Source organism: Amycolatopsis sp. H20-H5 (genome assembly GCF_035828755.1).
Taxonomy (GTDB): Bacteria; Actinomycetota; Actinomycetes; order Mycobacteriales; family Pseudonocardiaceae; genus Amycolatopsis.
In genome coordinates this window covers 1-12369 of the sequence record NZ_JAYMZS010000020.1, presented here as the reverse complement: position 1 = coordinate 12369, position 12369 = coordinate 1, and the positions used below count along the sequence as shown (strand labels likewise).

Annotated in this window: 11 protein-coding genes; all 11 read left to right on the top strand. The window is 68.0% G+C overall.

Annotated features, from left to right (window positions below; translation table 11 throughout):
- Positions 1–286: 286 nt before the first annotated feature.
- On the top strand, positions 287–1480 hold the full coding sequence (locus tag QMK34_RS14495) for an ABC transporter ATP-binding protein (RefSeq protein ID WP_326414445.1): 1194 nt from the start codon (positions 287–289) through the stop codon (positions 1478–1480).
- A gap of 38 nt (positions 1481–1518) precedes the next feature.
- Positions 1519–2271, top strand: coding sequence for an MlaE family ABC transporter permease (locus tag QMK34_RS14490; protein WP_326414531.1), 753 nt, complete (start codon positions 1519–1521; stop codon positions 2269–2271).
- A gap of 4 nt (positions 2272–2275) precedes the next feature.
- Positions 2276–3115 carry an MlaE family ABC transporter permease gene (locus QMK34_RS14485; RefSeq protein WP_326414444.1) on the top strand — a complete coding sequence of 280 codons (840 nt, stop codon included), beginning with the start codon at positions 2276–2278 and terminating at the stop codon, positions 3113–3115.
- On the top strand, positions 3112–4446 hold the full coding sequence (locus tag QMK34_RS14480) for an MCE family protein (protein ID WP_326414443.1): 1335 nt from the start codon (positions 3112–3114) through the stop codon (positions 4444–4446). Before QMK34_RS14485 ends, QMK34_RS14480 begins: the two co-directional genes overlap by 4 nt.
- Before the next feature lie 169 nt (positions 4447–4615).
- On the top strand, positions 4616–5644 hold the full coding sequence (locus QMK34_RS14475) for an MCE family protein (RefSeq protein WP_326414442.1): 1029 nt from the start codon (positions 4616–4618) through the stop codon (positions 5642–5644).
- Positions 5641–6627, top strand: a complete 987-nt coding sequence (locus QMK34_RS14470; protein WP_326414441.1) for an MCE family protein — start codon at positions 5641–5643, stop codon at positions 6625–6627. The genes QMK34_RS14475 and QMK34_RS14470 overlap by 4 nt, the downstream gene beginning before the upstream one ends.
- Complete coding sequence (locus tag QMK34_RS14465) at positions 6624–7799, top strand: MCE family protein (RefSeq protein WP_326414440.1); 1176 nt, start codon at positions 6624–6626, stop codon at positions 7797–7799. Before QMK34_RS14470 ends, QMK34_RS14465 begins: the two co-directional genes overlap by 4 nt.
- 3 nt (positions 7800–7802) lie before the next feature.
- The gene (locus QMK34_RS14460) at positions 7803–9023 is read left to right on the top strand and encodes an MCE family protein (RefSeq protein ID WP_326414439.1); all 1221 of its coding nucleotides are present in this window, start codon (positions 7803–7805) and stop codon (positions 9021–9023) included.
- The gene (locus tag QMK34_RS14455; RefSeq protein ID WP_326414438.1) at positions 9023–10294 is read left to right on the top strand and encodes an MlaD family protein; all 1272 of its coding nucleotides are present in this window, start codon (positions 9023–9025) and stop codon (positions 10292–10294) included. The genes QMK34_RS14460 and QMK34_RS14455 overlap by 1 nt, the downstream gene beginning before the upstream one ends.
- A 36-nt stretch (positions 10295–10330) precedes the next feature.
- Positions 10331–10936, top strand: a complete 606-nt coding sequence (locus QMK34_RS14450; RefSeq protein ID WP_326414437.1) for a hypothetical protein — start codon at positions 10331–10333, stop codon at positions 10934–10936.
- A 211-nt stretch (positions 10937–11147) separates the two neighbouring features.
- The gene (locus QMK34_RS14445) at positions 11148–11939 is read left to right on the top strand and encodes a hypothetical protein (RefSeq protein WP_326414436.1); all 792 of its coding nucleotides are present in this window, start codon (positions 11148–11150) and stop codon (positions 11937–11939) included.
- Positions 11940–12369: the final 430 nt, after the last annotated feature.

Genomic DNA, 12369 nt, shown 5'->3' with positions numbered 1-12369 from the left:
GGGCTAAACGGGGGCGCGTGGGGCGGGTGGGGCTGCTGGGGCGGGGATCTGGGCTGCGGGGGAGGGCCGGGTGCACTACGGTGCTGCCAGCGGCTCGCCTTGCGGTCACGGCGAGATGACGATGCCGGGCGGGCTGGCCAGAAAAGAAAACTCGTGAGTAACCTGTTCGCACTCAGCTCGTTGCACCTGGTTGACGCGGGTATCGCGGTGCGTATTCGCGGGCAATCGACCGGTGGCGCGAGGCGGCGGCAGTGCGCGAAGACGCGGAACAGCTCCTGGAGGTGCGATGGGTGCCGAGGTGGTCGTCGAGGGCTTGAGCAAGTCCTTTGGAAAACAGGCCATCTGGCGGGACGTGTCGCTGACGCTGCCTCCTGGCGAGGTGTCGGCGATGCTGGGGCCGTCGGGAACCGGTAAGTCGGTGTTCCTCAAGTCGATGATCGGCCTGCTGAAGCCGGACGCGGGCCGGTGCGTGATCAACGGGGTCGACATCGTCACCTGCTCCGAGCACAAGCTCTACGAGATCCGGAAGCTGTTCGGCGTCCTGTTCCAGGACGGCGCGCTGTTCGGGTCGATGAACCTGTACGACAACGTCGCGTTCCCGCTGCGCGAGCACACCAAGAAGTCCGAGTCCGAGATCCGCAAGGTCGTCTTCGACAAGCTCGAGATGACCGGCCTGGCAGGCGCGGAGACGAAGCTCCCCGGCGAGATCTCCGGCGGGATGCGCAAGCGCGCCGGGCTCGCCCGCGCCCTCGTGCTCGACCCCCAGATCATCCTGGTCGACGAGCCGGACTCCGGGCTCGACCCGGTCCGCACGGCGTACATCTCGCAGCTGCTGATCGACCTCAACACGCAGATCGACGCGACGATCCTGATCGTGTCGCACAACATCAACCTCGCCCGCACGGTGCCGGACAACCTGGGCATGCTGTTCCGCAAGGAGCTGGTCATGTTCGGCCCGCGCGAGGTGCTGCTGACCAGCGACGAGCCGGTCGTCGAGCAGTTTCTCAACGGACGCAAGCGCGGCCCCATCGGCATGTCCGAGGAGAAGGACTCCGCGCAGATGGCCCGCGAAGAGGCCGAGGCCGCCGCGGGGCACTCCGACGGCTCGCCGGACGAGGACATCCGCGGGGTCGTCCCGCAGATGCAGCCCAGCCCCGGCCTGCCCGAGCGGGCCGGTGCCCGCCGCCGCGTCGACCGGGTCATGCGGATCCTGCACACGCTGCCGCCGCAGGCGCAGGAGGGGATCATCGAGTCCCTCTCGCCCGAGGAGCAGCAGCGCTACGGCGTGAGCCCGCACATGCTGGTCCGCGCCGGGCAGGGCCCGTCGCGCGACTCCGGCTCGATGCCGTCGCAGCACCACGGTGAACTGCCCGCCGACCAGGTCGCCCAGTTACCCGGCGACGACTGGGCCGGTGGCGACGGGAGACCGGCGGGCTCCCACCGCATGCGGCCCCGTGATCCAGGGCCGGGCCGCGGGTGACCCAGACACGTTCCCCGGCGAAGATTCCCGGTATCGGCATGCTGCGCGAGACCGGGAACCTGTTCGCCCTCGGCCTGGACATCGTCCGCGGCCTCTTCCAGCGTCCGTTCCAGCTGCGGGAGTTCATCCAGCAGGCCTGGTTCATCGCCAGCGTGACGATCCTGCCGACGGCGCTCGTCGCGATCCCGTTCGGCGCGGTCATCTCGCTCCAGTTCGGCTCGCTCGCCCGGCAGCTCGGTGCGCAGTCCTACACCGGCGCGGGTTCCGTGCTCGCCACCGTGCAGCAGGCCAGCCCGCTGGTCACCGCGCTGCTGGTGGCGGGCGCGGGCGGCAGCGCGGTCTGTGCGGACATCGGTGCGCGGACCATTCGTGAAGAGATCGACGCCATGGAGGTGCTCGGCGTCTCCGCGGTGCAGCGGCTGATCGTGCCGCGGGTGCTGGCGATGATGCTCGTGGCGCTGCTGCTCAACGGCATGGTCAGCGTCATCGGCGTGCTCGGCGGGTACTTCTTCAACGTCGTCCTGCAGGGCGGCACCCCCGGCGCGTACCTGGCGAGCTTCTCCGCGCTGGCGCAGCTGCCCGACCTCTGGGTCGGCGAGATCAAGGCGCTGATCTTCGGCTTCATCGCCGCGGTCGTCGCCTCCTACCGGGGCCTGCACCCGTCCGGTGGCCCGAAGGGCGTCGGTGACGCGGTGAACCAGTCGGTCGTCATCACGTTCCTCATGCTGTTCGTGGTGAACTTCGTGATCACGCTGATCTACCTGCAGATCGTTCCCGGAAAGCTGGACTAGGCACATGAGTTCGTTCTTCCAGGGCGCCAAGCGGGTCGCGAACCGTCCACTGAAGACACTGGACGCGCTCGGCGACCAGATGTCCTTCTACGGCCGCGCGCTGGCCTGGACGCCGCGCACACTGCGCCGGTACATGAAGGAGGTCATGCGGCTGCTGGCCGAGGTGAGCTTCGGTTCCGGTTCGCTGGCGGTCATCGGCGGCACGGTCGGCGTGATGGTCGGCCTGACGCTGTTCACCGGTGTGCTCGTCGGCCTCCAGGGCTACTCCGCGCTGAACTCGATCGGCACCTCGGCCTTCACCGGCTTCCTGACCGCGTTCTTCAACACCCGCGAGATCGCGCCGCTGGTCGCCGGCCTGGCACTGAGCGCCACCGTCGGCGCCGGGTTCACCGCCCAGCTGGGCGCGATGCGGATCTCCGAGGAGATCGACGCGCTCGAGGTCATGGGCGTGCCCAGCCTGCCGTACCTGGTGACCACCCGGATCATCGCCGGGTTCGTCGCGGTCATCCCGCTGTACGTGATCGGCCTGCTGAGTTCGTATCTGGCGTCACGGTTGGTCGTTATCTACATCTATCACCAGTCAGCGGGAACCTACGACCACTACTTCGATCTTTTCTTGCCACCGCAGGACGTGTTGTATTCGTTCATCAAGGTGCTGATCTTCAGCGTTTTGATCATTTTGTCCCATTGCTACTTCGGGTACCGGGCCACCGGTGGCCCCGCCGGTGTCGGCGTGGCCGTCGGCAAGGCGGTGCGGCTGTCCATCGTCACGGTTTCGATCGTGAACTTCTTCATCGGTTTCGCCATCTGGGGGACCGACGTCACGGTGAGGATCGCAGGATGATCGCCTTACGGCGCAGGCTGCTCGGCCTGCTGCTCGTCGCCGTGATGATCGGCGGGGTCGCGCTGAGCATCGCGTTGTACGACAAGGCGTTCACGAATTTCGTGAACGTGAAGCTGATGGCTTCGAGCATCGGCAACCAGCTGATCAAGGAGTCCGACGTCAAGGTGCGCGGGCTGATCGTCGGCTCGGTCAAGGAGATCAACGCGACCGGCGACGGCGCCGAGCTGGCACTGGCGCTCAAGCCGGAGTCGGCCAAGCTGATCCCGCGGAACGTGTCGGCGCGGTTCCTGCCGAAGACGTTGTTCGGCGAGCGCTTCGTCTCGCTTGAGATCCCGGCGCAGCCCTCGTCGAAGACCTTGCAGGACGGCGACGTTATCCCGCAGGACCGCACGTCCAGCGCGGTCGAGCTCGAGCAGGCGTTCTCGCACCTGCTCCCGGTGCTCCAGGCCGTCCAGCCGCAGAAGCTGTCGAGCACGCTGACCGCGATCTCCACCGCCCTGCAGGGCCGCGGCAAGCCGCTCGGCGAGACGCTTTCGCAGCTCGGCCAGTACGTCGGCGACCTGAACCCGCACGTGCCGCAGCTGGAGCACGACCTCCAGGCGCTGACGGCGTTCTCCGACAACCTCGGCGCCTCCGCGCCGGACCTGGTCCAGAGCCTGGACAACCTGAGCACCACCACCCGCACGGTGGTGGACCAGAAGGTCAACCTGTCCACCCTGTACGGCTCCCTGACCCAGGCCTCGGTCGACCTGCAGACCTTCCTGACCAACAACGCGGACAACATCATCGGCCTCGCGAAGACCGCGCGGCCCACCGCCGAGCTGCTCGCGAAGTACGCGCCGGAGTACCCGTGCGTGCTCGGGCAGATGGCCGGGCTCGTGCCGAAGGTCAACCAGGCGCTCGGCAAGGGCACCAGCCAGCCCGGCCTGCACGCCACCATCGAGATCACCGTCAACCGCGGTCCCTACCTGCCGGGCAAGGACGAACCGCAGTTCAACGACAAGCGCGGACCCCGCTGCTACGACATGAAACAGTTCCCGATGCCCTTCCCGCAGGACCCGCCGGACGGCCCGATCCAGGACGGCACCACGCACAAGACGCCCGCCCGCTCGATCAACGACGGGCTCTCGCCGTCCAACAACGCGGCCAACGCCGGTGGTTACAACGGCAACGGCGCTTCGGGTGGCAACCCGGCGTACAGCAGCGCCGAGCAGGGTCTCCTGGCGGAGCTCGTCGGCCCGCAGGTCGGCATGAAGCCCGCTGACATGCCGGGCTGGGGCTCGCTGCTCGTCGGACCGCTTTACCGGGGTGCGGAGGTGACCGTCCAGTGATCGAAATGGCACTCGCGCCCCCTGTCGTGAAGCCGGCCCGTGCGCGCGCGTTTTGGCCGCAGGCCTCGCTATCGTGGAGGCAAGCCGCCCTTTCCATTCGACCCGCGCAGTCCGCTGGTGGTCGCGGTTTGGCTACGCGATCGCGATTGCGCGCGGACGGGGGGAAGGCATGAGGGGTTTGCTCGCGCCGCTGCTCAAGCTGATCGCCTTCGTCGTGGTCACCGTGGTGTTCACGACCATCCTCGGCATCAGCATCGCGAACATCAACACCACCAGCACCAACAGCTACAAGGCCCGGTTCGTCGACGCGACGCTGCTGCTGCCCAACGACGACGTCCGCATCGCGGGTGTGCGCGTCGGGCAGGTCAAGGACGTGCACATCGTCGACAAGCGCCAGGCCGAGGTCGAGTTCGAGGTCGACGCCGGTCGGACGCTGCCCGCCGGGGTCACCGCGCAGATCAAGTTCCGCAACCTGGTCGGCCAGCGGTACGTCTCGCTCGGCGAGGGCACCGACACCTCCGGCAAGACGCTGAAGCCCGGCGACAACATCCCGCTGGCGCGCACCACCCCGGCGCTGGACCTCACCGCGTTGTTCAACGGCTTCAAGCCGCTGTTCACCGCGCTCAACCCGGACGACATCAACAAGCTGTCCTACGAGGTGATCCAGGTCCTGCAGGGCGAGGGCGGCACGGTGGAGAGCCTGCTGAAGCACACCGCCTCGCTCGCCACCACGGTCGCCAACAAGGACCAGGTCATCGGCGAGGTCATCGACAACCTGAACTCGGTGCTGGACACGGTCAACGCGCACACCCCGCAGCTGTCGGACGTGCTCGTCAAGCTGCAGCAGCTGGTGACCGGGCTGGCGGCGGACCGCAAGCCGATCGGGGACGCCATCGAGTCGCTCGGCACCCTCGCGCAGACGACTTCCGGGCTGCTCACCGAGGCCCGCGAGCCGCTCAAGCAGGACATCGGCGCGCTCGGCACGCTGGCCAAGAACCTCAACGACAACCAGTCCGTCGTCGAGCACTTCATCCAGTTCCTGCCGGAGAAGGTCACCGCGCTGACGCGCACCGCGGACTACGGCTCGTGGTTCAACTTCTACGCCTGTGAAGTGAAGGGAACCGTCGCCCTGCCTCCCCTGCTCCCGGCCACCGACCTCACCCTCCTGCCGGCGAACCGGGAGAGGTGCCACTCGTGAAATCCTTCCAGAAACGCAATCCCGTGCCGATCGCGCTCGTCGGCATCGTCGTCATCGTGCTCGGCCTCGTCGCCGCGCTGAACTCCGAGGACCTGCCGGTCATCGGCGGCGGCACGACCTACAGCGCGGACTTCAGCGAGGCCGCGGGGCTCGCCACGGACAACGATGTGCGCGTCGCCGGGGTCAAGGTCGGCAAGATCTCCGACATCCAGCTCGACGGCGACAAGGTCAAGGTCTCGTTCAAGGTCAAGGACGCCTGGCTGGGCGACAAGACCAGCGCGGCGATCAAGATCAAGACGCTGCTCGGCCAGAAGTACCTCGCGCTGGACCCGCAGGGGCAGAAGACCCTCGACCCGAGCGCGACCATCCCGCGCGAACGCACGATGGCGCCCTACGACGTGATCGACGCGTTCCGCGGCCTGTCCACCACGGTCGACAACATCGACACCGACCAGCTGGCGAAGAGCTTCGACGTCATTTCGCAGACCTTCGCCAACACCCCGGACGACGTCAAGGGCGCGCTCAGCGGCCTGTCGAAGCTGTCCGACACGATCGCTTCGCGCGACTCGCAGCTGGCGAACCTGCTGGCCAACACCCGCGAGGTGTCGCAGACGCTGGTCGACCGTGACGCCGAGGTGCAGAAGCTGCTGGCGGACGGCAACCTCCTGCTCGACGAGGTCTCCCGCCGCAAGCAGGCGATCTCGGCGCTGCTCGACGGCGCGCGGACGCTGTCGACCCAGCTCCAGGGCCTGGTGGACGACAACGACAAGCAGCTCGACCCGGTGCTGACCCAGCTCGACCAGCTCACCTCGATGCTGCAGCGCAACCAGGACTCACTCGCGCTGGGCATCGAGCGGTTCGCGCCGTTCATCCGGGTGTTCACCAACACGATCGGCAACGGCCGCTGGTTCGACAACTACATCTGCGGCCTGGTCCTGCCATCGATCGGCCCGCTCAACGAACCGGGGTGCTACGACAAATGAGTAACACCCGTATGGGCGTGAGCCTCACGCGCGCTTTCACCGTCGCCATCGTGCTGGCGCTGGTCGTGGCCGGCGCGTTGTGGTGGACGCTCAAGGACGCCGGGCGCAACCACCTGACCGCGTACTTCGCCGGGGCCGTCGGCCTCTACGAGGGCAACAGCGTGCGGATGCTCGGCGTCGACATGGGCACGGTGACCAAGGTCCAGCCGATGGGCAACCAGGTCCGCGTCGACGTCGAATACGACCGCTCGGTCGCGGTCCCGGCCGACGCGAAGGCCCTGATCGTCTCGCCCTCGCTGGTCAGCGACCGCTACGTGCAGCTCGCCCCGGCCTACACCGGCGGCCCGAAGATCTCCGACGGCTCGATCATCCCGCTGGCCCGCACCGAGGTCCCGCTCGAGGTCGACGACCTGTTCGCCAGCCTCAGCCGGGTCAGCGAATCGCTCGGCCCCAACGGCGCCAACAAGAACGGCTCGCTGTCGGACCTGCTGACCACCGCGGCGAAGAACGTCGACGGCAACGGCCAGGCCCTGCACGACACGATCTCGAAGCTCGGCCAGGCCGCGGGCACGTTGTCCGGCAACAAGGACGACCTGTTCAAGACGATCCAGAACCTCGGGCAGTTCTCGCAGTCGCTGGCCAACAGTGACGGCCAGGTCCGCCAGTTCGAGGAGCAGCTCGCCGACGTCAGCGGGTTCCTCGCCGGGGAGCGCGGCGACCTCGCGGCGACGGTGAAACAGCTCGGCGACACGCTCACCTCGGTACAGGCGTTCATCGACAAGAACCACGACCGGCTCAAGTCCAATGTGGACAAGCTGGCCAGCGTCACCAAGGTGCTCGTCGACCAGCGGGGCTCGCTCGCCGAGATCCTCGACGTCGCCCCGGTCGGCCTCGGCAACTTGGTCAACACCTACAACGCGTCCTCGGGCACGCTCGACGCGCGCGCCAACCTCAACGAGCTCACCCAGCCCCCGCTGGTGATGGTCTGCAGCCTCCTCAAGCAGGTGCCGGTGGCGGGCGCGCTCGGCGACGCGTGCAAGAAGATCGCCGGGGTGTTGCAGGGCCTCGTGCCGCTGCCTTCGGTCGCCCAGACGCTCCAGGCCCTGCAGAACGGCCAGCTGCCCCCACTGCCCCTGCCGGTCGCCGGTCAGCTCTACGGATCGGGGAACTAGCCGATGAAGCGGACGAAGCTCCTCACCGCGACGGCGCTCGCGGCCGTCGCGGCGGTGACGCTGAGCGGCTGCTCGTTCAGCGGGATCTACGACATCCCGCTGCCCGGCGGCGCCGACCTCGGCAGCCACCCGTACACGGTCAAGGTCCAGTTCCGCGACGTGCTCGACCTGACCCCGCAGGCCGGGGTGAAGGTCAACGAGGTGTCGGTCGGCCGGGTCGAGGCGATCGGGCTGACCCCGGACGGCTGGCACGCCGAGGTCACCGTGCGGGTCAACGGCGACGTCAAACTGCCAGCCAACGCGCTGGGCAACGTGCGCCAGTCCAGCCTGCTCGGCGAGAAGTACGTCGAGCTCGCCGCGCCGCCGGACAACCCGGCGCCGGCCAGGCTGGCGGACAACGCCGTCATCCCGCTGGAGCGCACCAACCGCAACGTCGAGGTGGAAGAGATCCTCGGCGCGCTTTCGCTGCTGCTCAACGGCGGCGGTGTGGAGCAGCTCAACACGATCACCAAGGAGCTCAACAACGCCACCTCCGGCCGCGAGCCGGACCTGAAGGCGCTGCTGAACAACACCAACGAACTCGTGTCCAATCTGGACCGCCAGTCGAGCAACATCACCCGCGCGCTCGACGGCCTCAACCGGCTTTCCTCGACGCTGAAAGGCCAGAAGGACAAGCTGGTCGGCGCGGTGGACAACCTCGGCCCGGGGCTCGGCGTGCTCGAACAGCAGCGCGGCCAGCTCGTCACCATGCTCAACGCGCTGAACAACCTGTCCGGCGTCGCGATCGACACGGTGAACAAGAGCAAGGAGAACCTCGTCGCGGACCTCAAGGCGCTGCTGCCGACGCTCCAGAAGCTCGGTGAGGCCGGTTCCGACCTGCCGAAGTCACTGGAACTGCTGCTCACGTTCCCGTTCGCCGACTCGGCCGTCGACGGGGTCAAGGGCGACTTCTTCAACCTGTTCGCGAAGGTCGATCTGAACCTCAACGAGGTCCTCGCCAACCTCGGCCGCAGCAGGCAGAACCCGCTCGACGGCGCCATCCCGGTGCCAGGGCTGACCGGCGGGGTGCCGGGCGTACCGGCCAACCAGCCGCCGCCGCTGCCGATCTCCGGCCAGCAGCAGGTCCAGCCGCAGACGCCGTCCGCGCAGGGCGGCCAGGGTGGGCAACCTCAGCAGACCGGCGCCGCCGGGATCTTCAGTCTTCTGGCGGGGGGTGCCGGCTGATGCTGGTACGCAGGACACGACTCCAGCTCGTCGCCTTCGTGATCATCTCGATCGTGGCGATCGTCTACGCGCTGATCCGGTTCGCCGGGCTCGGCCAGGTCTTCGGCGCGAGTGGCTACACGGTCAAGGTCGAGCTCAAGGAGTCCGGCGGGATCTTCCAGAACGCCGAGGTCACCTACCGCGGCTTCAACATCGGGCGGGTCGGGGAGCTGCGGCTCACCCAGACCGGCCTCGAAGCCGACCTCAACATCGACCCCAGCGCGCCGAAGGTGCCCGTCGACCTACTGGCCGTGGTCGCGAACCGGTCCGCGGTCGGCGAGCAGTTCGTCGATCTGCGGCCCAACGCGGACAAGGGCCCGTACCTCGAGGCGGGCGCGATCATCCCGGTCAGCCGGACCAAGACCCCGATCAGCACCGAACGGGTGATCGGGGACCTCGACAGCCTCGCCGCGTCCGTCCCGACCGACGCGCTGCGCACGGTCGTCGACGAGTCCTACAACGCCTTCAACGGCACCGGCCAGGACCTGCAGACGCTGCTCGACACGGCCCGCAGCTTCACGACCACGGCGCAGCAGAACCTGCCGCAGACCGTACAGCTGCTGGAGGCGGGCGGCACCGTGCTCGACACGCAGAACGACGAGGCGAGCTCGATCGCGTCATTCAGCAAGAGCCTCAACCAGCTCACCGGGCAGCTCAAGACCTCCGACGGTGACCTCCGCAAGCTGATCGGCATCACCCCGACGGTGGCGAAGCAGATCAGCCAGGTGCTCGCCGAGTCCGGGCCGGGCCTGGGCGCGCTGACCGCGAACCTGCTCACGACGTCGAACCTGCTCGTCACCCGGCTCGACGGCCTGGAGCAGGGGCTCGTCACGTACCCGCTGCTCTCGGTCGGCGGGAACACCGTCGCCCCCGGCGACGGCACGGCCCACCTCGGGCTGGCGCTGAACCTGTTCAACCCGCCCGCGTGCACCAAGGGCTACCTCCCGTACGACCAGTACCGCACCGGCGCCGACGTGAAGCCGCGCGACCCGAAGTTCGACTCCTACTGCGCGGAGCCGAAGGGCAGCCCGATCAATGTGCGCGGCTCCCAGAACGTGCCGTACAACGGCGTGCCCGCCATCCCGTCCGACCGGGAGGTCGCGGCGAACGCCGGGCGGTCCCGCGAGCAGCTGGCGCAGATGGCCATCGACAGCAGCGGCGTGCCCTCGGTCGTCGGCAGCCCCGGGGTGTCGCTCACCAGCCTCGGGCAGCTGCTCGGCCTGGGCGCCTGACGAAGATTTGATGACCGTTACCTACCCTGGAGTGTTATGAGTGCCGACGAGCTTCCTGCCACCAAGGACGACTCGGTCGACGCCGGCGGCTCGGTCGACTCTGACGTTTCGACCGCCCCGGTCGCGCGGCCGAAGTCCCGCCTGTTCGTCCTCGGCGGCGCGGCCTTCGCGCTGGCGGCGCTGATCGCCGCGGCCATCTTCGGCATCCAGTGGTGGGTCGCCGCCGGTGACGGCAACTACGACCTGGCGAAGTCCCGCGACGACGTCGTCCGGGCGGGCGGCACGGCGATCAAGGCCTACACCGAGGTGAACTACGAGGACCTGGACGGATTCTTCAACCGGCAGAAGGCGCTGTCGGACCAGGCGATGAACGACCAGCTGACCAAGGCGGAGCCGACCTACCGCAAGGCGCTCGCCGACGCCAAGACCAAGGTCGTCACCACCATCCAGGACATCGCCGTCGAGGAACTCGACGACCACGAGGGCAAGGCCAGCTTCCTCGCCGCCATCACCACCCAGGTCACCCAGCCGACCGGCAGCGCCACGAAGTCGCTGCGGCTCGAAATCTCCATGAGCAGGGTCGGCCAGGACTGGAAAGTGTCCGGGATCGACAACGTCCCCCTCGTCGCCGCCGGTCAGTAAGCGTCACCACCGAACGGAGCTCGTGTTGCCCCCCTCCCGCCGCCAGCCCGGCAAGACCCCGCCGGTCCGCCGCCCTCGCGTAGCCGGCACACGCAAGACCGCGGACAGCACGCCCGACGCGGCTCCGTCGCCCGCACCTCGTCCGGCTCCGGCGGCCAAGCCCACTCCACGGCCCGCTCCGGCCCCCGCTCCACGGGTGGAGGCCGTCCGTGTGGCCGAGCCTGAGGTCGTCGAGGCGCCCGCCGAGGATGTTGCCGAGGATGTTGCTTCGTCGGCTACCGCGTTCGAGGCGAGTCCTGAGGCGGCGGAGACCGTCGACGCGCTGACCGGGGAGCCTGAGCCGGTCTCCCTCGTCAAGCCGAGCCCGCGGCGGAAGATCCGGGACACCGGGATCCGCAAGCCCGTCGATGTCGACGAGGTTCCGGAGCCCGCTGCGCGGGCCGACCGCGGAGAGCGGAACCAGTTCGTCCTGGCCGGGGTGCTGGTGCTCGTCGGGCTGCTGCTGGCGGGGGCCGCGGTGATCTTCAAGGTCCATGCCGATGACGACTCTGCCTCCACGAACAACACCGCTCTGCTCGACGTCGCGAAGACCGCACAGGTCAAGGACCAGGTGTCCAAGGCGACCGAGGCGCTGTTCTCGTATGACTTCACCAACATCAAAAAGACCGAGGACGCTGCCAAGGATCTGCTGGTCAACGAGGAGGTGCGGAACAAGTACAACCTGCTGATCGGGCAAGTTCGGACCTTTGCTCCGCAGCAGAAGCTCGTCGTCACCTGCAAGGTCACTCGCAGTGCCGTCGTGCTGCTCAACGGTGACCGGGCGAAGGTGATGGTCTTCATCGACCAGACCTCTACGCGGACCGACACCAAGAAGACCACCGCCGGGAGCGCTCAGCTGCATCTCAACGCTCAGCTGCAGGGGGATCGGTGGAAGATCACGGATATGGACACTTACAACGTTCCGGCTGCCCCGGCGCCGGCTGCCCCGGCACCGAGTAAGTAGTCTGGTCGCGGGTCTTTGGTTGAGTCCTGAGGCACGGTTAGAAGCCTGTGTTTTTGGCCAGCGCGCTCACAAACTCGCGCCGCCAGGTCGCCCCGACCCCCAGCGCACGCGCGGCTTTTGCTTGAAGGGGGGCGACCTACCGTCGCGAGTTGGGGCGGCCTGGCGGCCGCAAAAGAGGGCGCGCGGCGTGAAGTCTCCACTCGCAAAGCTCGCGGAGACCCCGTGGTCCCGGACAGCGGTGGCCGCGTCTTCGCCGCACGTGTCGCGCTCAAGTCTTGGCGGTCCCGCACACCGTAAGTCTTGGTCCCTGAGACTGCCGTCACCACCCCCCAGGCCCCGGTGACGACGTCGGTCGCCTCTACGGCGTTTTGAATGCCCCTGAAGGCCACCATGACGGCGTTAGACGCCGTCATGGTGGCCTTCAGAGGCA

Coding starts and splice junctions, on each gene's coding strand:
- QMK34_RS14495 (WP_326414445.1), top strand. CDS start 287: ATGGGTGCCGAGGTGGTCGTCGAGGGCTTGAGCAAGTCCTTTGGAAAA.
- QMK34_RS14490 (WP_326414531.1), top strand. CDS start 1,519: ATGCTGCGCGAGACCGGGAACCTGTTCGCCCTCGGCCTGGACATCGTC.
- QMK34_RS14485 (WP_326414444.1), top strand. CDS start 2,276: ATGAGTTCGTTCTTCCAGGGCGCCAAGCGGGTCGCGAACCGTCCACTG.
- QMK34_RS14480 (WP_326414443.1), top strand. CDS start 3,112: ATGATCGCCTTACGGCGCAGGCTGCTCGGCCTGCTGCTCGTCGCCGTG.
- QMK34_RS14475 (WP_326414442.1), top strand. CDS start 4,616: ATGAGGGGTTTGCTCGCGCCGCTGCTCAAGCTGATCGCCTTCGTCGTG.
- QMK34_RS14465 (WP_326414440.1), top strand. CDS start 6,624: ATGAGTAACACCCGTATGGGCGTGAGCCTCACGCGCGCTTTCACCGTC.
- QMK34_RS14460 (WP_326414439.1), top strand. CDS start 7,803: ATGAAGCGGACGAAGCTCCTCACCGCGACGGCGCTCGCGGCCGTCGCG.
- QMK34_RS14455 (WP_326414438.1), top strand. CDS start 9,023: ATGCTGGTACGCAGGACACGACTCCAGCTCGTCGCCTTCGTGATCATC.
- QMK34_RS14450 (WP_326414437.1), top strand. CDS start 10,331: ATGAGTGCCGACGAGCTTCCTGCCACCAAGGACGACTCGGTCGACGCC.